Source organism: Pseudarthrobacter sp. S9 (assembly GCF_050156545.1).
GTDB lineage: Bacteria > Actinomycetota > Actinomycetes > Actinomycetales > Micrococcaceae > Arthrobacter.
This window is the reverse complement of the sequence record NZ_CP189576.1, coordinates 4,540,703-4,563,477: the sequence shown is the minus strand read 5'-3', so window position 1 is coordinate 4,563,477 and position 22,775 is coordinate 4,540,703. Positions and strand designations below refer to the sequence as shown.

14 protein-coding genes and 1 pseudogene are annotated in these 22,775 nt (G+C 67.8%); 8 read left to right on the top strand and 7 right to left on the bottom strand.

The window, feature by feature from the left end; all coding sequences use genetic code 11:
- Positions 1-10 precede the first annotated feature (10 nt).
- Positions 11-768 (bottom strand): annotated as a pseudogene (locus tag ACQCSY_RS21950) (LLM class flavin-dependent oxidoreductase); the annotation flags it as partial.
- Between the two features lie 569 nt (positions 769-1,337).
- Here ACQCSY_RS21950 and ACQCSY_RS21945 point away from each other — a divergent pair.
- Together ACQCSY_RS21945 and ACQCSY_RS21940 are read left to right on the top strand one after the other, a co-directional pair.
- Entirely contained in the window at positions 1,338-2,648 is a 1,311-nt protein-coding gene (locus tag ACQCSY_RS21945) for a PLP-dependent aminotransferase family protein (protein ID WP_427132155.1), read from the top strand.
- Between the two features lie 9 nt (positions 2,649-2,657).
- On the top strand, positions 2,658-4,136 hold the full coding sequence (locus ACQCSY_RS21940; RefSeq protein ID WP_427132153.1) for an amino acid permease: 1,479 nt from the start codon (positions 2,658-2,660) through the stop codon (positions 4,134-4,136).
- A 430-nt stretch (positions 4,137-4,566) separates the two neighbouring features.
- On the opposite strand, the gene ACQCSY_RS21935 is transcribed toward ACQCSY_RS21940, so the two are convergent.
- The 6 genes from ACQCSY_RS21935 to ACQCSY_RS21910 form a co-directional block, all read right to left on the bottom strand.
- A complete protein-coding gene (locus ACQCSY_RS21935) occupies positions 4,567-5,940 on the bottom strand; it encodes an NAD-dependent succinate-semialdehyde dehydrogenase (RefSeq protein ID WP_427132152.1) in 1,374 nt (457 codons plus the stop codon).
- Between the two features lie 70 nt (positions 5,941-6,010).
- The gene (locus tag ACQCSY_RS21930; RefSeq protein WP_427132150.1) at positions 6,011-7,768 is read right to left on the bottom strand and encodes a thiamine pyrophosphate-dependent enzyme; all 1,758 of its coding nucleotides are present in this window, start codon (positions 7,766-7,768) and stop codon (positions 6,011-6,013) included.
- Between the two features lie 88 nt (positions 7,769-7,856).
- Positions 7,857-9,458: an amidohydrolase gene (locus tag ACQCSY_RS21925; protein ID WP_427132148.1), complete on the bottom strand. Its 1,602-nt coding sequence runs from the start codon at positions 9,456-9,458 to the stop codon at positions 7,857-7,859.
- 216 nt (positions 9,459-9,674) lie between these two features.
- Entirely contained in the window at positions 9,675-11,342 is a 1,668-nt protein-coding gene (locus ACQCSY_RS21920; RefSeq protein WP_427132146.1) for an amidohydrolase, read from the bottom strand.
- A gap of 117 nt (positions 11,343-11,459) precedes the next feature.
- On the bottom strand, positions 11,460-12,380 hold the full coding sequence (locus ACQCSY_RS21915) for a LysR family transcriptional regulator (RefSeq protein WP_427132145.1): 921 nt from the start codon (positions 12,378-12,380) through the stop codon (positions 11,460-11,462).
- Between the two features lie 90 nt (positions 12,381-12,470).
- Complete coding sequence (locus ACQCSY_RS21910; protein WP_427132143.1) at positions 12,471-14,054, bottom strand: amidohydrolase; 1,584 nt, start codon at positions 14,052-14,054, stop codon at positions 12,471-12,473.
- A gap of 459 nt (positions 14,055-14,513) precedes the next feature.
- Here ACQCSY_RS21910 and ACQCSY_RS21905 point away from each other — a divergent pair, with 459 nt between their 5' ends.
- From ACQCSY_RS21905 to ACQCSY_RS21880, 6 genes are all read left to right on the top strand, one after another.
- Positions 14,514-16,121, top strand: coding sequence for an ABC transporter substrate-binding protein (locus ACQCSY_RS21905; RefSeq protein ID WP_427132141.1), 1,608 nt, complete (start codon positions 14,514-14,516; stop codon positions 16,119-16,121).
- 156 nt (positions 16,122-16,277) lie between these two features.
- The gene (locus tag ACQCSY_RS21900) at positions 16,278-17,162 is read left to right on the top strand and encodes an ABC transporter permease (RefSeq protein WP_427132139.1); all 885 of its coding nucleotides are present in this window, start codon (positions 16,278-16,280) and stop codon (positions 17,160-17,162) included.
- A gap of 31 nt (positions 17,163-17,193) precedes the next feature.
- On the top strand, positions 17,194-18,846 hold the full coding sequence (locus ACQCSY_RS21895; RefSeq protein WP_427132138.1) for a dipeptide/oligopeptide/nickel ABC transporter permease/ATP-binding protein: 1,653 nt from the start codon (positions 17,194-17,196) through the stop codon (positions 18,844-18,846).
- Positions 18,843-19,733, top strand: a complete 891-nt coding sequence (locus tag ACQCSY_RS21890) for an ABC transporter ATP-binding protein (RefSeq protein ID WP_427132136.1) — start codon at positions 18,843-18,845, stop codon at positions 19,731-19,733. The genes ACQCSY_RS21895 and ACQCSY_RS21890 overlap by 4 nt, the downstream gene beginning before the upstream one ends.
- Positions 19,734-20,027: 294 nt before the next feature.
- Complete coding sequence (locus ACQCSY_RS21885) at positions 20,028-21,269, top strand: M20 metallopeptidase family protein (protein ID WP_427132134.1); 1,242 nt, start codon at positions 20,028-20,030, stop codon at positions 21,267-21,269.
- Between the two features lie 31 nt (positions 21,270-21,300).
- Complete coding sequence (locus ACQCSY_RS21880) at positions 21,301-22,623, top strand: MFS transporter (RefSeq protein ID WP_427132133.1); 1,323 nt, start codon at positions 21,301-21,303, stop codon at positions 22,621-22,623.
- Positions 22,624-22,775 lie beyond the last annotated feature (152 nt).

Sequence of the window (22,775 nt, the reverse complement as noted above, 5' to 3'; positions counted from 1 at the left end):
GATTCTCTCCTTAGCTTGCTTGTGCTGCATAGCGGCTGACTGGCCGGGCCAGTTCCAGCTGTTCGCGGAAGGTGGCACCGTGCACGGCGGGAGACAGGACGCCCAGGCGCCGCAGGGCGGGAAGCACAAGCTGCCCCAGTTCTTCGAGGTCAACGTCCAGGACCGCCGGGTGGAGCCGCACGCCGTCGGCCACGCTGAGCAACCCGGCGAGCAGTTCGGTCAGTTCCGCAGCCGTTCCAACGAACCGCGCCCGCGGGCTGCGCCACTGGTTGTGCGCGTCGAGAACGGCGAGCCGCCCGGCGGCGCTTTGCCCGCGGGCGTCCAGGACGACGTCGAGCTCTGCAATCAGCGCCGGGCACCGCCAGCTGCGGAGGCAAAAGCGTCCCGCGTCTCCGCGAGCTCTGCGGCTAGCAGTTCCGGCGTGGGGGCCGAGACGAGGAGCGCATCCACCGCCCCCGCGGCTACCGCTTCCCCGGAGAGCAATCCGGCCGGCGCCAGCACGGGCAGCTGGCCCTGGAGGGGCCGCGGGATGATGGAAGGCCCCTTCACGGAGTAGTTTTCACCTTCGGAATCCACATAGTGCAGCTTGTCCGCGTCCAGGTAGCGCCCGGTGGGGACGTCCCGGATCACAGCGTCATCCTCCCACGTGTCCCACAGCCGGCGGCTGACTTCAATGGAGTCGGCCGCTTCCTGCGCCGGCCGATCCCCTCCGGCCGTATCGCGCCCGACGGCGGCGGCATCAGCCGGGCTCTCCGACGCGGCGACGAGCCGGGCTACATGACTCGTATCGGGATGGGGGAGCGTGCGGCGCCGGCCGGTTTCCTGGTTCTCTCCCTATAAGCGTTTCCGTGCTTCTTCACCCTTTGTTGGTGCAGTCCGCTGCTGTTGGACTTTGGTCGTCGTTCCGATAGGGGACCAGCCGCTGGGCACGGGGGTCCGTAGTGCAACTTGGGTAACCGATGGCTTTGAGTCTGGGGCAGGGACAACCCCAAGTTGAGCCTTGCTTGTATCCGTGGTGTGGCTGCCGGGAAGCCCTCTCCGCGACCTTGAGTCGAGTTCCGGCACCCGGTCCGCCGTGCCGAACGCCACGACAAACCAATCCGGCATGCCCAGAATAAAAGAAGGACGCAATTTGTGTGACAGCGCCGCCGACGGGTTTCCGCCTGAGGTTGCGAACGATCTTCTGCGGATTGTCCCGCGGAGTCGGCACCGGTGAGTGCCGGAGCCTTCTGGTGAGTTCCATACCTCTAAGGCATGAAAATCCGCCAAAATTGGTCTTAGTCAGAATGGGACAGTCGCCGCATGATGGAAGGATACTCATGGCTGAAAGGAACCCCATGTCTATTTCCGTGGAATCTTCCGCAGGCCCGGCACCCGCCCCCGCAGCTGCCGGCGCCGCCGAGCCCTTCTCCGCACCGCAACACCTCGCGCGCCGCACCTTGGCGGCCCGCCCCTCCGAAGTCCGCAAGGTCTTCCGGGCCGCCCAGCGCCCCGGCATCATCTCCTTCGCCAACGGCGCCCCCTACCTCGGCGCCCTGCCCTTCGACCGGATCGCGGAGGCAGCCCGGCGCATCCTCTTCGAGAGCGGACAGCGGTCCTTCCAGTACGGGGCCAGCGACGGCATCCCGGAACTGCGCGAACACATCACCCGGCTCATGCAGCTCGAAGGCATCACCGCCGACCCCAACCAGATCCTTGTCACGTCCGGCAGCCAGCAGGCACTCGATGTCGCCGCCAGGGTTCTGGTCAACCCCGGCGACGTCATCTTTGCCGAGGCGCCATCCTACGCCGGCGGCATGGCCGTCTTCACGAGCTACGAGGCCGAAATCGTGCACGTGCCCATGGACGCCGACGGTCTCATCCCGGCGGAACTTGAGCGCCTGATCGGCGAAGTCCGGGCCGCCGGCAAGACCGCCAAGGGCCTCTACACGATCCCCAACTTCCAGAACCCGGGCGGCGTCAACCTCTCCGCGGAGCGCCGCCTGCAGGTGGGGGAATTGTGCCGCAGCAACGATCTGCTGATCTTCGAGGACAACCCCTACGGGCTGCTCGGCTTCGACGGCGGGACCATGCGCGCCATCCAGCCCGGATTCGAGGACATCACCCTCTACTTCGGCTCCTTCTCCAAGATGATCGCCCCGGGGCTGCGTGTGGGCTGGGTCCTGCCGCCCGCCTCGCTCTACGGCCACCTCGTCAACGCCAGCGAGACATCCCAGCTGAACCCGTCGGTCTTCTCGCAGCAGCTCATCAGCGCCTATCTAGACGATGCGGCCTGGGAGTCCAAGCTGAGCGAATACCGCGGCATCTACAAGGAAAAGTTCGAGGCCCTCGTCGAGACGCTGGAACAGGTCATGCCAGCCGGCACCACCTGGAACCGGCCCACGGGAGGGTTCTACCTCTGGGTCAAACTCCCCGAGGGCGTCGACACTGAAGCGCTGGTCAACGAGTGCATCGAGCGCGGCGTCGTCTACGTTCCCGGGACGGCCTTTTACACGGACGGAAACGGACGCGGCGAACTGCGGATGTCCTTCTGCCTGCCACCCCTCGAGGACATCCGCAAGGGCGCCACCATTCTTGGCGAAGTCTTCACCGAAGCAGCCGCAGCGGCATCGTCCGCCGGGGCACAAGCAACGCCGATCGCCGGCTAGGAAACCATCATGACAATTACCCACGATCGTGCCGAAGACGTCACGACCCCGGGGCAGCCTTCGGCTGCCTATGTTGAGGCCGGCGACGACGGCTACCGCAAGACCATGTCCAACTTCCAGATCCAGATGATCTCCCTGGGCGGCGCCATCGGCACCGGACTGTTCCTGGGCCTCGGATCCCGACTGCAGGCCGCCGGGCCGGCCCTGCTGATCGCGTACGCCGTCACCGGCGTCGTCGCCTATCTGCTGATGCGCGCCATCGGCGAGCTCGTCATGCACCGGCCCACCACCGGATCCTTCGTGTCCTACGCACGCGAGTTCTTCGGCCACAGGCTCGCCCACACGACCGGCTGGGTCATGGTGACCCTGGGCGGTCTGCTCGGCGTCGTCGAGGTCACCGCGGTGGCCATCTACGTCCAGTACTGGTGGCCGCACCTGGACGGCTGGATCCCGGCCCTCGTGGCCTGGCTCGTGATCGTCGGATCCAACCTCTTCTCCGCACGGATGTTCGGCTTCATCGAGGTCGGGGCAAGCCTCATCAAGGTCATCGCGATCGTCCTGTTCCTCGCCGCGGGCCTCATCATCGTGTTCTTCGGCGGTCCGATGGGCCTCGACACCCAGGCCAGCGTCAGCAACCTGTTCTCCGGCGGCTTCTTCACCCAGGGGCTGCTCCCGGTGGTGCTCGTGAGCCAGGGCGTCGTGTTCTCCTACTCCGGTGTCGAGATCGCCGCTGTGGCAGCCGGCGAGGCCAAAAACGCCCGCACGGTCATGCCCAAGGCCATCCGCAGCATCGTGTTCCGGATCGTCGTGTTCTACCTCGGCTCCGTGCTGGTCCTCAGCATGCTGCTGCCCACAAGCGAGTACAGCGGGGCCGAATCGCCCTTCGTCACGGCGCTGGCCGGACTGCACATCGGCTGGCTCCCCTCGGTGATGAACTTCGTGGTCCTGACCGCCTCCATTTCCGGCATCAACGCGACCTTGTACGCCTCCGTCCGGGCCCTGCGCACACTGGCGTCGAACGGTGAGGCGCCGCGCTTCACGGCCAAGATATCCAAGAGCGGGGTTCCGGTCGGAAGCCTGGCCGCCATCGGCGGGTTCTACCTGCTCGGCGTCCTCATGACTTATGTGTTCGGCGGGGCGGCCGTCTTCGAGACGGCCCTCGGTGCCTGTGCCGTGTGCATCCTGCTACTGTGGGGCTCGCTCTTTGCCTGCCAGCTCCGGTTCCGCCAGCGTGTCAAGGCGGGCCTGCTCCCCGCCGTCGAATTCCGGATGCCCGGTGCGCCGTACACGTCCTGGCTGGCATTGGCTGTCCTCGCCGTCGTCTTCCTGTCCATGGTGCTGCCGGGAACCAGCAGTACATGGTGGATGAGCCTGACGGGGACCGTGCTGCTGCTCGGAGCCATCGCTGTGGGCTATGAGTTCAGCAAGAGGCGCCGGGCCAAGACGGAGGCCCGGCTGCCGCCGGCGCCCGCCGACGTCCTCGGCTAAGCAGGAACCCAGCCAAGCGGGACCCGCCTCGCACCGGACAATTGCCGGGGCCGCTCTGCGGCCCCGGCAATTGTCTTGCTCCCAGCAGGGACGGACTGCGCGGCCTGCAGGATCCGCGCGGACGGCAGCCCAGGGTCCCGGGATGCAGCATGGACTTCACCGGGTGGCGGGTGGCGGGTGGCGGCGGGCCGGTCACCGACACGTGACCGCTCCGGCCGCCGTCCCTCGGCCATGCGCGCCCTCGCTCCGCCGCTTCCTGGACCTTGAGCCCTATCCGGCCGGACCACACGGGCAGCCTCGTGCCGCTCACGGAGGCGCTCAGTGGGCAAACGGGCAACAGCCGGCAAGGCAAAGAAGCGGGGCCCCGACAGCTGTGCTGTCGGAGCCGCGCTTCCGTTGCGTTGCGTTTGCGAGTGGTGCCGGGGTGGGACTATTTGGCCGTGCGAATGAGCTTGCGGTTGACGAACTCGTCCATGCCGTACCTGCCGAGCTCGCGGCCGACGCCCGAGCGCTTGATGCCGCCGAAGGGCAGCTCGGCCGCCGTGCCGGGTGCTTCGTTGATGTAGACCATGCCCGTGTCGAGGCGGTCCGCGATCTCGGCGGCCTTCTCGGCGTCGGTCGACTGGATCACGGCGCCCAGGCCGTAGGCGGAGTTGTTGGCCAGGTTCACGGCCTCATCCGCGTTGGCGACGCGGTAGAGGACGGCGACGGGGCCGAACAGTTCCTCAGAGAACGCGCGCATCTCCGGGGTGACGCCGGTGAGGACGGTCGGCTGGAACCAGGCGCCGGGCTGCTCCAGCCGGGAACCGCCGGCGAGCACCGTGGCGCCCTTGGCGACGGCGTCGTCCACCTGGGCCGCGAGACCGTCACGGGCGGCCGTGGAGGACAGCGGGCCCATGAAGGTGTCCGTCTCGGTGGGGTCGCCCACCTTCACGGAGGTGACCGCGCCGACGAACTTTTCGACGAACTCGTCGTAGACGGCGTCATCGACGATGATGCGCTTGGCGGCGTTGCAGGCCTGGCCGGTGTTGCCGAAACGGCCGAAAAGCGCGTGTGTGGCGGCCTGGTCGACGTCCGCGGAGTCCAGCACCAGGAACGGGTCGGAGCCGCCGAGTTCCAGCACAACCTTCTTGAGGTTGCGGCCTGCGATCTCGGCCACGGCGGCGCCGGCGCGCTCCGAGCCGGTGAGCGAGACACCCTGGACGCGGGGATCGGCGATGACGTCCGCCACCTGCTCGTTCGTGGCGAAGATGTTCACGTACGCGCCCTCGGGGGCGCCGGCGTCGAGGAAGATCTGTTCCATGGCCAGGGCCGACTCGGGGCACTGCGGGGCGTGCTTGAGCAGGATGGTGTTGCCGTTCATCAGGTTCGGTGCCGCGAAGCGGGCAACTTGGTAGTACGGAAAGTTCCACGGCATGATGCCCAGCAGGACGCCCAGGCCGTCCTTCCGGACGATGGCCTTGCCGCCGGCCGCGACGTCCAGCTCCTCGTCGTCGAGGAACGCCGGGCCGTTCTCGGCGTAGTAGCGGTAGATGGAGGCCACGATGTCGACCTCGATCTGGGCCTGGAGGATGGGCTTGCCCATTTCCCGGGTGACGATTGCGGCGAGCTCGTCGCGGCGCTCGGAGTAGAGCTCGGCGACGCGGCTCAGCAGCTTGACGCGGTCCTCGAGCCGCGTTCTGTTCCAGGCCGTGAAGGCGGCGTCGGACGCCGCCAGGGCAGCGCTGATACCGGCGTCGGTGGCGGTGGGGTATTCCTTGACGGTCTCTCCCGTGGCCGGATTGGTGACGGCATAAAGGCTCATGTTGTTCTCCTTCGTTGGTTGCAGCTTTAGGCGGTGCTGTGTTTGGGTTTCCGTGGCGCTTCCGGTGCGTTTACGGGAGGGCGATCTGCGGGTCGGTGATGACGTGGATGATGGCCGGAATCCACTGGTCCTGGACCGCCTTGAGCGCGCGTTCGACGGCGATCGCGGCGTCGTCGTCGCTCGTGATCGTTTCGCCGTGACCGCCAAAGGCCCGGGCATACGCGGCGAAGTCCGGGTTGCTGAGCTGGGTGCCGCTGACGCGGCCCGGGAAGTGGTGTTCCTGGTGGTCGCGGATGGTGCCGTACTGGCCGTTGTCCATGACGATGATGAGCATGGCGGCGCCGTACTGCACAGCCGTCGCGAACTCCTGGCCGTTCATGAGGAATTCGCCGTCGCCGGCGACGGCCACGGCCAGCCGCTCGGGACTCTGCAGCGACGCGGCGACGGCGGCCGGGACGCTGTAGCCCATGGAGCCGTTGCGCATGCTCAGCTGGCTGGGGAACACGTTGGTGGGCAGGTACGTCTGGGCCCAGGCGCAGTGGTTGCCGGCGCCGAAGCTGTAGACGGCGTCCTCCGGCAGGCGCCGGACGAGTTCGGCGATCACGGCGCTCATGTGTCCGGTGCCTTCGCGGGTGGCCGGCAGGGTGGCCAGGTCCGGCAGCGCGCTGAAGGCGGCCTGGGCGGCCCGGCCGGCGGCACGCCAGGCGTCCCACTGCGCGGACTTCCCCAGCTGGACGTCCTTGACTGCGTCGGCGAAGGCGACCGGGGAGGCCAGGATGTGGGCGGTCACGGCACCGGAGCGGCCCCGGAGGGTGGTGTCGATGTTGACCACGATGTTGGTGGCATCCATCGACTGGCGGATCTTGTAGCCGTCCGTGGGGACGTCGGTGGGCAGCGCGCCGATTGCCAGCAGGACGTCTGCCTCGGCGAACATCCGGACGGTCTCCTGCGTGCGGCCGTAGCCGAGGGCACCGGCGTAGACCTCCGAGCCGAAGGGGATGCGGTCCGAGGCACGCCAGTCCTGGATGACGGGGATGCCGTTGGTCTCGGCGAAGCGGGTCACCGCCGCGGCGGCTTCGGGCGTCCAGCGCGGGCCGCCGGCGAAGATGACCGGCTTCTCCGCTCCGGCCAGGGCTGTGGTGATCAGTTCCAGCTCGGCGGTGGAAACTGCGCCCTCCGCGACCGTGAGCACGGGGTGCAGGGCCCCGGTGAATTCATGCGTAATGACGTCCTCCGGCAGGCCCACGATCACCGGACCGGGGCGGCCGGACTTGGAGGCGAAGAAGGCTTCGGCCACCACTTCGGAGGCCCGTGACGCTTCTTCGAGGACAAAGACGCGCTTGGCCTGGGTGCCGAACCAGGCGTTCGGATCGAACTCCTGGAAGGATTCGCGCTGGCGGTCCGCGACCGGGATCAGGCCGACGAACAGGACCATCGGCGTGGCGTCCTGCCACGCGGCGTGGATGGCAACGTAGGCATTGGCGGCTCCGGGTCCGCGGGTGACCATGGCGACGCCGGGCTCGCCGGTGAACTTGCCGTGGGCCTCGGCCATGTACGCGGCGCCGCCCTCCTGGCGGCACACGATGGTCTCGATGTCGGCCCCATGCAGGCCGTCGAGGACGGCCAGGTAGCTTTCGCCCGGGACCGCGAATACACGGTCGACGCCGTGCAGGGCCAGCGAATCAACGATCGCCTGGCCGGCGTGGGTTTTCTTGTCCAACGTGGTGCTCCTAAAAATGGGGTCTTCAGCCAGGAACCTGGCGGACGATCTGGCGCCGGCAGGGGTGGCCGGGCGGGCGGTGCGTTCCTTCAAGTATTCGCAGCTCATTTCATGCTGTCTAATACATATAAAGTTCAAACTTCATAGCAAGAGGGCATTAGATGTGCCGGGGTCGGCAGCCGGCCGCCGGGGACGGTCACTTGAGCGCTTCGGCGTCGAACACCGTTTCGCCGCCGATCACGGTGGCGCCGACGTCGACGCCGCCGATGGCCTCCGGCGCGATCGCAAAGAGGTCATCGGAGAGCACCACGAAGTCCGCGAGCTTTCCGGTGCTGAGCGTGCCCTTGTCGTTCTCCTCGCTGACGGCGTAGGAGGAGCCGTGGGTGTAGGCCCGGACGGCCTCGGCGACGGTGAGGCGCTCGGCCGGGGCCAGAACCTGGCCGGAGGCGGTCCGCCGGTTGACCATGTCGTGGATGCTGTGCAGGGGGTTGCCGCTGGAGATGGGCGAGTCCGTGGAGCCGGGTATTTCGATCCCCGCATCCAGCAGGGACTTCATCCGGTAGATCAGGCTGCTGCGCTCCGGCCCGACGGCGGCCATCATGCCGTCGCCGAAATCCGAGATGAACCGCCCCTGCGGGACGGGAATGATGCCCAGCTTCGCGGCGCGTTGGATCTGGGCGTCGCTGGCGAGGGCGAAGTGTTCGATCCGGTGCCGCGCGCCGCGGCGCGGAGCCGCGCGCTGGGCTTCCTCGATGCCGTCCATTGCGTGGTCGATCGCCTGGTCGCCGATTGCGTGGGTGGCGACGGTCCAGCCGGCCTTGTGGGCGCCGACGATCAGGGCCTTGAGCGACTCGGGATCGAACTGCATGAGCCCCTTGTTGTCCGGCTCGCCGTGGTAGCACTGGTGCATGGCGGCGGAGCGGCCGACGGAGGAGCCGTCGGAGACGATCTTCACCGGTCCCATCTTCAGCCGGTCCCCGCCGAACCCGGTGCGGATGCCGAGGTCCAGCCCGTGCCAGTCGTGGTCCCGGAAGCCTTCGACGGGGTGCAGCGTGGTGATGTACGGCATCAGGGTCATGCGGGGGAGCAGTGCGCCGGTTTCGGCAGCGAGCTGGTAGCTGTGGAAGTCCACGGGTGAGTTCCCCACCATTTTCCAGGCGGCGAGGCCGGGTTCCGTGAGGCTCGTCAGGCCGAATGCGACGGCCTGGTCCGAGGCCAGGCGCAGGTTCCGCTGCACTTCGTCGAGGGGCATAGGGCGGACCAGTTCGTAGATCATGCTGATCGCCTTTTCCTGCAGGAGCCCTTCGGCGGTGCCGTCAGGCAGCCGGGCGACGAAGCCGCCGTCGACGTCGGGAACACCGGCACCGCCGGGATAGCCGGCCAGCCGGAAGGCCTCCTTGTTGGCCACCACCATGTGGCCGGAGACGTGCTCGATCAGGACCGGGCGGCCGCCCGCGGCGTGGTCCAGGCCGGCCGCCGTGGGGTGGCCGCCGATGAGGTTCTGGTCGTAGCCGGAGCCACGGACCCATTCCCCGGGGGCGAGGGAGCCGGCCCGGCGGCGGACGGCGGCATACAGGGCGTCCAGTGAGCCCGCGGTAGCAGGGCGCAGGTCCAGGGCGGCGAGCCGGGCGCCGGTGAGGGAGGCGTGATAGTGGGCGTCGTGGAAGCCGGGCAGTACTGGGGCTCCGCCGAGGTCCACCACCCGGTCCGCGCTGATGCCGTCCAGCTCCCCGTCCAGGCCGACGATCCTGCCGTGCAGGACGCCGATGCGGCTGGCCGTGGGTCGGGCGGGGTCCATGGTGCGGAACCGGCCGTTCTCAAAATGGCGTCGTTCTTCACGGGCTGGGTCCTCCAGGGGATTGGCTTGTCCGCAGCCGCAGCCGCAGCCGCAGCCGCAGGTCCGGTGCGTTCCAGCAATCTTCCCGAGCGCAGAGTATTCCGTCCAATGTCAATAATGGATGGACTGCATGCTTTGGCGGCATGGTGGTGGAGCTGGGCCGGCTGACGACGCCGGTTACAGTGCCCCGTGGGCCAGGCGGCCGCCCACTACGGTGGCGGTGACGCGGACGTTTCGGATGGTGTCCGCCGGAACCTCGTAGATGTCCTCGGACAGGGCCACGAAGTCGGCCAGCATGCCGCGCGAGAGCGAGCCCTTGTAATGGTCTTCCCGCGCTGCGTAGGCGCTGCCCACCGTGTAGGAGCGCAGCGCCTGGGCCACGGTGATGCGCTCTTCGGGAACGAAGTCGGCGCCGGAGGACGTCCGCCGGTTCACGAGGTCGTGGATGTTCAGGATGGGGTCCGCCTCCACCACGGGGGCGTCCGTGCTGGCCGGGATCTCCAGTCCCGCATCCAGCAGGGCCTTCACGCGGTAGGAGATCCGCGTCCGCTCCGGGCCCATGGCCCGGGCCACGCCGTCGCCGAGCTCGTAGATGAACCGGCCCTGCGGGACCGGGACCAGGCCCAGGGAAGCCACCCGCCGGATCTGCTCATCGCTGGCCACGCTCAGGTGTTCGATCCGGTGCCGGGTGTCCGGACGCGGGTGGAGCCGGTGTGCCTCCTCGAAAATATCCATCACCACATCCAGTGCGGCGTCGCCGATGGCGTGCGTGGCCACCTGCCAGCCCGCCCGGTGGGCTCCGATGATCCGCCGGCGCAGGTCCTCGGTGGCGAACTGCAGCAGCCCTCGGTTGCTGTGCCCCGCGGCCGCATCCACATCGTAGTCGCAGCACATGAAGGCGCTGCGGCCGATCAGCGAGCCGTCGGACAGGATTTTGGCCGGACCGAGGCGGAGCCACTCGTCACCGAAGCCGGTGCGCATCCCCAGGTCGAGGCCCAGCCGGGGAACCGCGCCTTCAGCGACGTCGCCCGGATCGGCGTCGAGACTGTGGAGCGTCGTGAGGTACGGCATGACGGTGGCGCGCACGCCCAGCAGCCCTGCGTCACGCGCTGCCTGATAGCCGGCGAGGTCGGACAGGGTGTGGCCGATGTGGGCCGGTGCCCCCAGCCCGGGCTCGGTGATGCTGGTGACGCCGAGCTTCAGCAGGGCGGCGCTGCCCGCGCCCACCATGGCGGCTATGTCCGCCACCGTGGGAGCGGGTATGGCGTCCATGACTAGGGCACGCGCGGTCTCCTGGAGCAGCCCGACGGCCCTGCCGTCCGGGGCAACCGGAACGGCTCCGCCGTCGGGCGCTGTGACGTTGAGCCGGCCCGGGTAGCCGGCGCGTTCGAATGCGGCTGTATTGGCCACTCCCATGTGCCGGGAATTGTGCATGAGCCACACCGGATGGCCGTGGCTTACCGCGTCCAGCTGCTCGGCGGTGGGGTGGAGGTTTCCGAGGTAGTTCTGGTCGTAGCCGGCGCCCTGGACCCATGCGCCGTCCGGAGCGGCGGCGCACGCCGCGTCCACTGCGGCGAGCAAAGCGTCCATGGTGGCGCAGACGGCGGGGCGGAGATCGGCCTGGACCAGGGCCTGGCCCACGTAACTCAGGTGGCAGTGGGCATCGTTGAAGCCGGGTACGACGGCGGCGCCGCCCAGCTTGTGCACGTCGCGGAAGTACGTCGCCGGCAGCTCGTCATCGAGACTGATGATGCGTCCGTTGTGGACGCCCACACTGCGGGCCCGCGGGCGGCGGGCATCCTGGGTATAGAACGTTCCGTTGGTGTACAACGCGTCGAAAAGCATGCACGTCTCCCGAGTCTATGAATTCATTAGCGGCCTGCCCTCCAGTATCGGGAGCCGGTTTCATGCTGTCTAATGCATTCAAGGTGGGAGCTCAATGCCGACCCGGCATAGAGAATGTCAGGTTGTGGAGTCCGCATCAGTTATCAGGGCGCCCTGCCGGTCAAGGAATCCGCGCAGCCGGACGGCCATGGCCCGGATGGCGTCCTCGGCGAAGTGTCCGGGGATCCACGCCGTGTGCAGCGGCAGCCTCAGGACGTGGCCGGCCTGGCCGTTGCCGGCGGCCAGGATGCGGATTGGGTGGGCGCCGTAGGCGGGCAGGTCGGTGGTGACGCCCATCCCATGTCCCGCGGAGGCCAGCGCCATGATGGTCTGGCCATCGTCGCACTCCGAGACCCGCCTGAAGCTCAGGTGCGACTGGTTGAGCGCATCGTCCAGGATGTAGCGGCTGACGCTCTGGTGGGAAGGCAGAATGGCATGCTGGCGGGACAGTGCCGAGAGCGGCAACTCGGAAACGCCGGCCACAGCCCATTCATGATCCGCCGCCACGTAGGCGGTCAGCGGGATGCTGCCCAGGGGCATGGTCTGCAGGCCCTGCTCCGGGGCGGCGGGGGAGACCGCGAAGTCGCTGCCGTGAAGGAGCGCCTCGGTGATCGCGAAGTGGCTGGTTTCCCGCGTGATGATCAGGGGATCCTCGGGGCCGGTGGTGGCGATGAAGGGTGCCAGGAAGCCGCGGACGGACGCTGCGGTGGCGGCGGCCACGAGCGTGGCCACCCGTCCGGTGCGCAGTGCATCGGCCGCGTCCTCCAGGCTCTGCGTTTCCAGCATGAGCCGGCGGGCCGCGGGGACGAAGGCGCGGCCCGCGGGCGTCAGGGCCAGCTTGTTGCCCTGCGCCTCGAACAGGTTCAGCTTCAGCTCGCGTTCCAGGGTCTTGATCTGCCGGCTCAGGGCAGGCTGCGCAATATGGATTCTCTCTGCTGCAGCGGTGACGGTTCCGGCGTCCACGACGGCCAGGAAGTACTGCAGGCGGCGAAGGTTCATGCGCTCATCATGCCTCTTTGGCATGCTGCCTCGCAAGAAGAAGTATTGGCAGGTATGCGCTGGGGGAGCTGCGGGGTCCTCGTGTGCCGCTCAACCCTCGCGCCGGTAGCGGACCAGCCCGCCGGTGACGGTCAGCCGGACCTGGGTTTCCCTGACCTCGGCCGGACTGGCCGCGAAGATGTCCGTGTCCAGCACAGTGAAGTCCGCCAGCATTCCGGCGCGCAGCCGGCCCTTGGAGTCCTCTTCGCCGGAGGCGTACGCAGGCGCCACGCAGTAGGCATTGAGCGCCTCCGGCAGGGAGATCCGCTCCCGGGGTTCCCAGCCGCCGTCGGGCTCGCCGGCCCCGTTGGTCCGTGTCATGGCCGCGTGGAGCCCGTGGAACGGGTTGGGAACCTCGACGGGGGAGTCCGAGCCGAAGGCGACGGTGGCGCCGGCGTCCAGCAGGCTGCGCCACGCATACGACGCGAGGCCGCGGCCCTCCACCATGCCCAGGATGGGCAGGTCGCTGGGGCAGTGCTGCGGTTGCATGGACGCGACGACGCCGAGTCCGGCCAGGCGTGGAACATCCGCCCGCTGCATGAACTGGGCATGCTCGATCCGGTGCCGGAGGCCGTGCTCCCGGGTGGTGCCGCGGATTTCCGCCAGGGCGTCGAGCACCAGATGGTTGGCGCGGTCCCCGATCGCGTGGACGGCGACGGCGATCCCCGCCGTGGCGGCTTTCCTCGCCAGCGACAGCAGCTCGGGGTACGCGGTCACTTCCATGCCATGGTTGCCTCCGCCTGGAAACGGCTCGCTCATGTGGCACGTGTGGGAACCCGCCGCGCCGTCGGCGAAGATCTTCACGGCGCCATGGCGGATCCAGGCGTCGCCCTGGCCGGTCCGGATGCCCGCCCGGATGGCGGCGTCGAGGTCGTCCTGGGCGAGCAGTTTGTGCAGGCGCAGATCCAGCCTGCCCTGGTCCCGGAGCCGCGAGTAGGCGTCCAGTGCGTCCGGGCCGTCGATGTCATGGACCGTGCTCAGGCCCATGGACAGCAGGTACTGCTGGGTCTCTTCCAGCTGCTCCAGGAGGTTTCCGGACGCCCCGGAGGCGGCCAGCTTCCGCACCGGGTAGACCGCGCTCTCGCGCAGGATCCCGGTGGCGTCCCCGTGCTCGTCCCGGACAATCTCACCGCCCGCCGGATCCGGTGTGGCCGCCGTGATGCCTAGTTCCCGGAGGGCATGGGAGTTGGCCCACACCGTGTGGCCGTCCGCGCTGGTCAGGGCCACAGGATTGCGGGGGCAGACGGCGTCGAGCCCCGTCCGGTCCGGCTGGACCGGAATGCGCCACTTGTTGAAGTCCCACCAGCCGCCGAAGATCCAGTCCCCCTCCCGGTACCGCGGTTCCAGGGCCGCCAGTCCGGCCAGAGCCTCCTCCAGGCTGCCTGCCGGGCGCAGGTCCACCTCGTGTCGGGACCGCGCCAGGCTCGCCGTATGGATGTGGGCATCAGTCAGGCCGGGAATAGCCACGGCGCCCTCCAGATCAACGGACTTTGTCCCGGCCGGGGCATGCGCCCGGAGTTCGTCATAGGAGCCCGTTGCGGTGATCAGCCCGTCGTCGACCAGCAGCGCATCAACGCGCGGCTGCCGCGGATCGAGGGTGTGGAAGGCGGCGTTGGCGTAGATGGTGGGAGGCATGGACTCAGGGTAAGGGCACGGCCGGGAGATTGCGCGCCAGGGGGCCGACATAAAGGGTTCAAGTGGGTATCCGGTCTGCTCAGGTTGGCTGGGTGCACGCTCGGACTTGAGCTAATCGCGGACTATTTTGGAGTACCAGGAAGGGTTCGGCGACGAACAGGTCTGTTTGGGGCTCTCTTTTGAGTGTCGCTGACACAACCTGAGCTAACCGGATACGCACTAGGGTTCATATGTTTCCGGCGGGTTAAAGAAACCGGGCCCGCTGCCGCGGCCCGCTGTGGAATTTCCTGTAACGACGCCGAAAAGCCGAGATTGATGCCGAACAGGCATGGACTAGCAACAAAAGGAGTCTTAGACGCGCTAGAGCGTGGGTCACATACTCGATCAACAGGGTACCGGCGTGAGGCATCCCACACCGGACCCCACTCGCATCAGGCCCATCAAGCGAAGGATCTACACGTGAAACAACACCCACAGGCCCCGGCCAGGACCACCGGGCGGCGCAGGCTCGCCACCCTGGCGACGGCCGCCGTCGTGGTGTCCGTAGCCGCAACCGGCTGCACCACCGGAGGAGCCTCGTCAGGAGCAACGGCCGGGGGCCAGGTCTCAACCGACACCATTCGCACCGTGGTCAACGCGGACCCCACGACGTTCGCGCCGGTTGAGGTCCGCAATGCGGACGACTACACGTTCAACCGGCTGCTCTTCTCCACACTGGTCCGCCGCGACGAGAACAACAAGATCGTGTCCGATCTCGCCAGCAAGTGGGACATCACCCCCACGCAGGGCACGTTCACCATCCGCAGCGGCGCCACCTGCTCCGACGGCACTCCGATCACCGCCGGCGTCGTGGCGGAATCCCTCAAGGTGTTTGCCTCCCCGGACAGCAAGTCCAGCTTCCGCCCGCTGGTGCTGGGTGATGGCCCGGCGACCGTCAGCGCAGACGACGCGGCCAGCACGGTGACCATCAAGCTGGCGCAGCCCTGGACCGACCTCCTCCAGGGCCTGAGCCTGCATGCTACGAGCATTGTCTGCCCTGCCGGCCTCAAGGACCCGAAGGGCCTGACCACCGGCGACGTCGCCGGTGCGTTCTCCGGCCCCTACACACTGACCAAGAAGCAGCACGGCGTGGGCTACACCTTCACGCTCCGCAGTGACTACAAGACGTGGCCCGCCTACGACAAGATCGAGGGCACGCCGGCCAGGACAATCGAGGCCAGCGTTAACTCCAACGCGAGCGCCATTGCCAACGAGCTCCTGACGGGTACCAAGGACATCGCCAACATCCGAGGCAAGGACACTACCCGGTTCGACGGCAACAAGGACTTCTCCACCGCTGTCATCCCGCAGGGAAGCCTCTACATGATGTTCAACGAGCGCGAGGGCCACCCCTTCACCGATCCCGCGCTGCGCAAGGCAGTCGCCCAGGCACTGAACGTAACGGCGTTCAACCAGGCTGCCACCGGCGGCCTCGGTGAACTCTACTCATCCTTCGCCCACCCGGGCGTGCCGTGCTCCAACAAGGACACGTCACTGCTGATCAAGTCAGACCCCGCAGCGGCCCAGAAGGTTCTGGCCGGTGTCAAGATCCGCATGGTCGGTGCCCAGGTCTTCGGTCCCAACGGCGCAGCCAACACCTACGTCGCGGAAGCCCTCCGCGCGGCAGGGGCGGAGATTGAACTCCGCAACGTGGACGTCGCCACCTGGAGCACGGAACTCACCCAGAAGATCGACGGCTGGGACATCACCGTGATGGGCGGCATCAACGCCGGCGGCACCATGAACGGCGCACTTTCGACGGTAGTTGGCACCCCGGTGGAAAAGGGCGGTCTGAACTGGGGTGGCGCTGTGAACCAGCCCGTCGTTGACCTGGAGTCCAAGGCCATGACCCAGACGGATAGCACTGAGCGCTGCGCCACCTACCAGGAGGCGCAGAAGATCATGATCAGCGATGCGCACGTGATCCCGCTGTCTTCCCTCCCCTCGCAGGTCACCGTACGGTCCGGATTCGCCATGCACACCATGAATGGCCAGCCGGACGAGAGCACCATGCGGATTACCAAGTAAAGAACCGGCCATGACATCTTCAATTGCTGTTGAAGCTTCCCGCACCCCCGGCGCTGCTGCCGGGGGTGCGGGGGCCGGTTCATCCACCACCCGTGGTTCGGGTTCTCCCTGCGGAGGCTCGGCGGACTGCTGCTTTCCTTTGCGGTGCTGACCGTTGTGACGTTCCTGATCGTGCCGCTCATCCCGGGCGATCCTGCCGTGATCGCCGCGGGCGAAGGGGCCAGCCCCGCGCAGATCGCGAACGTCCGCGCAGAGCTGGGACTCGACCTTCCCGTGCTCACGCAGTTCTTTAACTACGTCTCCGGCATCCTCCGCCTTGACATGGGAACCTCATTCGTCAGCGGCGAGCATGTCTCCACCCTCATCTTCACCCGCTTCCCGTTCACCGCGGAGATCGCCCTGCTGGCGATCGTGCTGGTGCTCCTGATCTCCGTGCCCCTGGGCATGACCGTCGCGATCCTGACCCGCGGCGGCCGCAACAAGTGGCTGGACCACGCGTTCAACTTCCTGACCAGCCTGATCTACTCCATTCCCCAGTACGTTGTGGCCACGCTGCTTGTGGTGGTGTTTGCCGTCACCCTGCGCTGGCTCCCCGCGGCCGGCGCGGCGACGCTGAACTCGCTGGTGCTGCCCACCGCTGCCCTGATGCTGGGCCCGGTCTGCGTGATCTCCCGGATCGTGCGGCGCGAAACCGCCGTCGTCCTGGACAAGGACTACATCCGCACAGCCCGCGGCTGGCGGCTGAGCGCCCTGCGCACCAATGCCCGCTACGTCCTGCCCAACCTGGTCACTACGACGCTGACCCTCTCCGGACTCATCCTCGCCGCGCAGCTCGGCGGCGCCGTGGTCATCGAAACAGTCTTCGCCTGGCCCGGCCTGGGCCAGGGGATCGTCAACGCGATCCTGCAGCGCGATTACCCGGTGATCCGGGGAATCATCCTGGTGCTGGGGCTGCTGGCAACCCTCATCATCATCCTGGTGGACCTGATCCTGGCCATCATCGACCCCCGAAACCTGGGAGGTACTTCCAATGATGTCTAGGCTAAGGAGCCGGGAGTCCTGGACTCCGGCCATGACTATGGGAGCGGCCCTGCTGGGCGCCCTGATCGTGGTGGCAGCCATCGCCCCGCTCACCATGACGCAGGCCGCCGAACAGCTGACGTCGAACGCTGCACTCGGGCCCAGTGGCGAGCACTGGCTCGGCACCGACGACTTCGGCCGGGACCTGCTGTCCCGTGCGCTGGTGGCCACGCGGCTGACGTTGCTTATGACCGCAGGTGCCGCCGCCATTTCCGTGGTGTCGGGTATCGTCATCGGGCTGGCCATCTGGCTTTCCGGCCGGCGCGTCCGCGACGTCGCGCTGCGTATCCTCGAAACGGCCGTCGCCTACCCGAGCCTGATCTTCGCGCTCGTGATCGCTGCCGTCCTCGAGCCCGGGGTGTCCTCGGCGGTCACTGCGATCGGCATCGCCGGCATCCCTGGCTTCGCCCGGATCACTGCCAATCTGGCCTCCTCCGTCTCCAGCAGCGAATATGTTGTCACCGCCCGGCTGCTGGGCGTCAGCCCGGTGCGCATCGCGGCCCGGCACATGTTGCCCAACATGGCGGAGCCCCTCCTCATCCTGTCGGCCACGGTGTTTGCCCTGTCCCTGGTCGAGATCTCCGCCCTGTCCTTCATCGGGCTCGGCGTCCAGTCACCGCAGTATGACTTCGGCCGGCTCCTCAACGACAGCCTCGGCGCCCTGTACACGCAGCCGGTCGAGGCCGTCGGCCCCTCGGTGATGATCGCGCTGACGGGACTTTCCGTCATGCTGATCGGCGACGCCCTGGCCGCCCATGCCGACCCGCGGGGCAAGCGGAGCTTCTTCCGGCGCGTGCTGCAGCGCAACCGCACCATCACCGTGCCGGCTGAAGACAAGGCCCTCGTGCGTGTGGATAACCTGCGGATCAGCATCCCCGGCGGCCCGCAGCTTGTGAAGGGCGTGTCCCTGACCATCAACCCGGGCGAAGTCGTGGCCCTGGTGGGGGAGTCCGGGTCCGGAAAATCCCTGACGGCGATGGCCATTGCCGGCCTTCCGTCCGAGGACCTCGGCGTGGAAGCGGACCTCCTGCGGGTGGGTGGGATGAACATGCTCGCCGCCCCCGACCAGGCCCGTCTGGCCAAGGAAATCAGCATTGTGTACCAGGACCCCGGCACCACATTCAATCCCTCCCTGCGGATGGGGTCGCAGCTGACTGAAGTGCTCCGGACCCACCTGGGCATGGGCGGGGCCAAGTCGCGCAAGGTCATCGTCGAGGCCCTTGCCAGTGTGAACATCACGGAGCCGGCGCAGCGGCTGCGGCAGCACCCGCATGAGCTCTCCGGCGGCATGCGGCAGCGGGCCATGATTGCCGCCTCGATTGTCACCTCGCCCAAGCTGATCGTCGCCGACGAGCCGACGACGGCGCTCGACGTGACCGTGCAGGCCGAAGTCCTGCGCCAGTTCCGCCGCATCCACCGGGAACAGGGAACAGCCATGCTGTTTATCTCGCACGACCTCGCCGTGGTGGAGGCGCTGTGCGACACCATCCTCGTCATGAAGTCCGGCGAGATCGTCGAGCGGCTGACCTCCGCACAGCTCGCGGTGCGAGACGTCCATCATCCCTACACCAGGGCGCTGCTGGCCGCGATTCCTACCCTGGAACTCGGTCCGGTCCCGGCTACCGCAGGAGTTGCAACCCCATGAACGCCAATGCACAGATACCTCCGGCAGTCCTGGACCCGCAGCCGGCGGGCCCGGGGCGCCGGGCAGCGCACGCCGCCGGCGCTGCCGCCGGTCCCGCGGATCCAGCTGCCCGTCCCGCTGCCCTGCAGGCGGCCTCGGTCAGCAACCTCAACGTCCGCTTCGGCGCCGCCCACGTGCTCAAGGACGTCACCATGGCCGTGCCCGCGGGCACCGTGGTGGGGCTCGTGGGGGAGTCGGGGTCCGGGAAGTCGACCCTCGGCAAGACCCTAGTTGGCATCAACAAGGCATCCAGCGGCGAGGTCCTCATCGGCGGTGAGGACTTCACCCGAATGCACGGCAGGCGTCGCCGGCAGATGCGGCGTGAAGTCCAGTACATCCCGCAGGACCCGTACTCCTCGCTCAGTCCGCGCCGCACCACAGGGCAGACCCTGGCCGAGGCCCTGGACCCGCATGGTGCCAACCCGGTGCAGCACCGCGAGGCCATCGCCGCGGCGCTGGAACGGGTCAAACTGGATCCTTCCGCGGCGGAGAAGTACCCGCACCAGTTCTCCGGCGGCCAGCGCCAGCGGATCGCGATTGCCCGGGCCCTTATGCTCGAGCCGAAGCTCGTGATCGCGGACGAGATCACTTCCGCCCTGGACGTCTCGGTCCAGGCCGACATCATCCGGCTGCTCCAGGGCATGCGCGGCACGGTGGACAGCGCCATGCTGTTCATCTCGCACAACCTCGCCGTCGTCCAGCAGGTCTGCGACGAAGTGGTGGTCATGTTCCAGGGCCGCATCGTGGAGCAGGGATCGATTGAATCCGTATACGGGGACCCGCAGCATGACTACACGAAGAAGCTCCTCGCGTCCGTCCCGGGCTCGCCCGGCTTCAGCCTGGACTAGGGAGTTCCCGCGCGGCGGCGGCCCCTCCAGAGAGGCCGCCGCCGTACACCCGCCTGTTGCCGTCACAGAACGGACCCGGGCGGCAATATGTTTCCGGGGCGTAAAACATTACTGCCCGGAGGTGGCGAACAGAGTGGCGGTTCCTTGACGGGACACGGCATGCGGGCAGTTCATGCCCGGACAGCATGCTGATCCACCATTTTGGGTCTTAGACTGCATACGACGCAGGTCACATACTCGAATGAAGCCGTCCACCGCTGAGTGGACCACAGGTTCATCCGAAGGGAACACCACGTGTCCGTTACGACAATTCTTGAAGACGCCCGCGAGCTGCACGGCGACCTCGTCCAGCTTCGCCATGAGCTCCACCGGCACCCCGAGCTCGGCCTCCAGCTGCCGCGCACCCAGGAGACGGTCCTCGAAGCCCTGGCCGGCCTCCCGCTCGAAATCACCCTGGGTAAGGGACTGACGTCCGTCGGGGCCGTCCTGCGCGGCACCGGCGGGATGGATTCCGCCGCCGGCACTCCAGCGGGCCCGCGTCCCACGGTGTTGTTGCGTGCCGACATGGACGCGCTCCCGCTCCAGGAGGAGACAGGCCTGGACTTTGCCTCCGAGGAAGCCAACCGAATGCACGCCTGCGGCCATGACCTGCACACTTCGATGCTGGTGGGTGCCGCCCGGCTGCTCGCGGAACGGCGCCACCAGCTCGCAGGCGACGTCGTCTTCATGTTCCAGCCGGCCGAGGAACTCCTGGCCGGGGCGCCCATGATGATCGAGGAAGGCATCCTGGACCTCTCCGGACGCCGCGCCGACGCCGCTTACGGGCTCCACGTGTTCAGCGCCGGCGGCAACACGGGCCGGTTCGAAACGAAGCCCGGCGTCATGATGTCCGCCGCGGACGCCCTCTTCGTCAAGGTGATCGGCCGCGGCGGCCACGGTTCGGCGCCGCACCAGGCCCAGGACCCCGTACCGGTCATGGCCGAAATGATCCTGGCCCTCCAGCACATGGTCACCCGGCAGTTCAACGCCCACGACCCCGTCGTCGTCTCCGTGGGGATGGTCAAGGCCGGTGAGGCCATCAACGTCATTCCGGACACCGCCGAGTTCGGTGCCAGCCTCCGGATGTACTCCGCCGAGGCACGGGCCAAAATGCAGTCCGCTGTCCCGCGGCTGCTGGAGGGCATCGCCGCCGCCCACGGGCTCGACGTCGACATCAACTACCACGTGGGCGGCCGCGTGACCGTGACGGACCCGTCGCATACCGATTTCGCAGCCGAACAGATCCAGGAGCTCTTCGGCACGGAACGGCACCACCGGCTCGCCGCGCCGCTGGGCGGTTCCGAGGACTTCGCCGACGTCCTGGCCCGGGTGCCGGGCAGCTTCATCTGCCTGGACGCCACGCCGCTCGCCGGAGGACCCGAGGCCGCCTTCAACCATTCGCCCCGGGCCGCCTTCGACGACTCCGTCCTGGTGGACGGCACCGCCCTGTACACGCAGCTCGCCGTGGGCCGCCTCGCCCGGCTCGCCGGCGTCTGACCGTCATCCCGCCACTGAACAAGGACTTCGCATGATCAACACACAAAGCACTCAGACCCCCGCCCCCGCGGGGCATCCGGCCGGCCGGGCGTCGCTACGCGCCACCAAATCCCAGCGCCAGACACTGTTCGCCACCGGCATGGGCAACGCCCTGGAGTGGTACGACTGGGGAATCTACTCGGCGTTCGCCATCTACTTCGCCACGGAGGTCTTCAACCCGAAGGACCCGCTGGCAGCCCTCCTGGGCGCCATGGCCGTCTTCGCCGTCGGATTCGTCGCCCGCCCTGTCGGCGGCTTCCTGTTCGGCTGGATGGCCGACCGCCTGGGACGCCGGGCCTCGATGATTTCCACGGTGGGCCTTGCCTCGTTCGGATCACTGCTGATCGCACTGGTACCCACCTACAACGCCGCCGGCGCTTGGGCCGCCGCCGTCCTCCTGACCGCCCGGCTGCTCCAAGGCCTGGCGCACGGCGGCGAGATGCCGTCCGCCCAGACCTACATCGCCGAGTCCGCCCCGGCCGAACGGCGCGGACTGTGGTCGTCCCTGATCTATGTGTCCGGCACCGCCGGTATTGTGATCGGCCTGCTCTTCGGCTTCATCCTCAACTCGCTCCTGAGCAAGCAGGACATGCAGGCGTGGGGCTGGCGCATCCCCTTTATCATTGGCGCCCTGCTCGGCCTCTACACGCTGATCGCCCGCTCGCGGATGAAGGAGACAGCAGCGTTCACGGAGGCCCAGGCCACGGTCCGCGAACCCATGTGGCCGGAGATCCGCCGGAACTGGCGTTCCGCGCTCCGCGTGATCGGCCTCGGCGTCGGCGGCACCGTCTGCTACTACGTTTGGTCCGTCAGCGCCGTCCAGCAGGCCGTCATCATCCACAAAATGGACCAGGGCACCGCACTTTTGGCGAGCGTCCTGAGCAACGTGGTCCTGATCATCTCGCTGCCCCTGTGGGGCAAGTTCTCGGACCGCTTCGGCCGCCGCGCCGGCCTGCTGATCGGCACCGGTGCACCGATCCTGCTCTTCCCGCTGCTGGTGAACACCGTGGGCCAGAACTTCTGGTCCCTCTTCCTTCCGGCGACGGCCATCCTGGTCCTGATGGGCGCCACCCTGTCCATCACCCCGGCGGTCTTCGCGGAACTGTTCCCCACCCGCATCCGCACCGTTGGCGTGGCCGTTCCCTACGCCGTCTCCGTCGCCATCTTCGGCGGCACGGCGCCGTACCTGCAGAGCTGGGCGAACGCAGCCTTGGGTCCGGTTGCGTTCACGGCCTACGTAGTGGTACTTCTGGCCATCTCAACCGCCGTCGCCTGGAAGCTTCCGGAGACCAAAGGCAAGAACCTCAGCGAGTAAGCCGGTCCCGGTGCCGCCGCCAAGGAACAGGGAGCGCAACCGGAAATGTCCCGTGTGTTGTAGGAGACATCCTTCGACGCTGAAGCGCCCGGACCGAAGGCGGCCTTGTCCCCGATGACGGCTCGGCCGCGGCATGCGCAAGAGCACAAGCC

Excerpts from the sequence above, each read along its gene's own strand:
- ACQCSY_RS21915 (WP_427132145.1), bottom strand. The coding sequence starts at position 12,380 with ATGAACCTTCGCCGCCTGCAGTACTTCCTGGCCGTCGTGGACGCCGGA.
- ACQCSY_RS21940 (WP_427132153.1), top strand. The coding sequence starts at position 2,658 with ATGACAATTACCCACGATCGTGCCGAAGACGTCACGACCCCGGGGCAG.
- ACQCSY_RS21880 (WP_427132133.1), top strand. The coding sequence starts at position 21,301 with ATGATCAACACACAAAGCACTCAGACCCCCGCCCCCGCGGGGCATCCG.
- ACQCSY_RS21935 (WP_427132152.1), bottom strand. The coding sequence starts at position 5,940 with ATGAGCCTTTATGCCGTCACCAATCCGGCCACGGGAGAGACCGTCAAG.
- ACQCSY_RS21925 (WP_427132148.1), bottom strand. The coding sequence starts at position 9,458 with ATGGACCCCGCCCGACCCACGGCCAGCCGCATCGGCGTCCTGCACGGC.
- ACQCSY_RS21930 (WP_427132150.1), bottom strand. The coding sequence starts at position 7,768 with ATGAGCTGCGAATACTTGAAGGAACGCACCGCCCGCCCGGCCACCCCT.
- ACQCSY_RS21895 (WP_427132138.1), top strand. The coding sequence starts at position 17,194 with ATGACTATGGGAGCGGCCCTGCTGGGCGCCCTGATCGTGGTGGCAGCC.
- ACQCSY_RS21945 (WP_427132155.1), top strand. The coding sequence starts at position 1,338 with ATGTCTATTTCCGTGGAATCTTCCGCAGGCCCGGCACCCGCCCCCGCA.
- ACQCSY_RS21910 (WP_427132143.1), bottom strand. The coding sequence starts at position 14,054 with ATGCCTCCCACCATCTACGCCAACGCCGCCTTCCACACCCTCGATCCG.
- ACQCSY_RS21890 (WP_427132136.1), top strand. The coding sequence starts at position 18,843 with ATGAACGCCAATGCACAGATACCTCCGGCAGTCCTGGACCCGCAGCCG.
- ACQCSY_RS21920 (WP_427132146.1), bottom strand. The coding sequence starts at position 11,342 with ATGCTTTTCGACGCGTTGTACACCAACGGAACGTTCTATACCCAGGAT.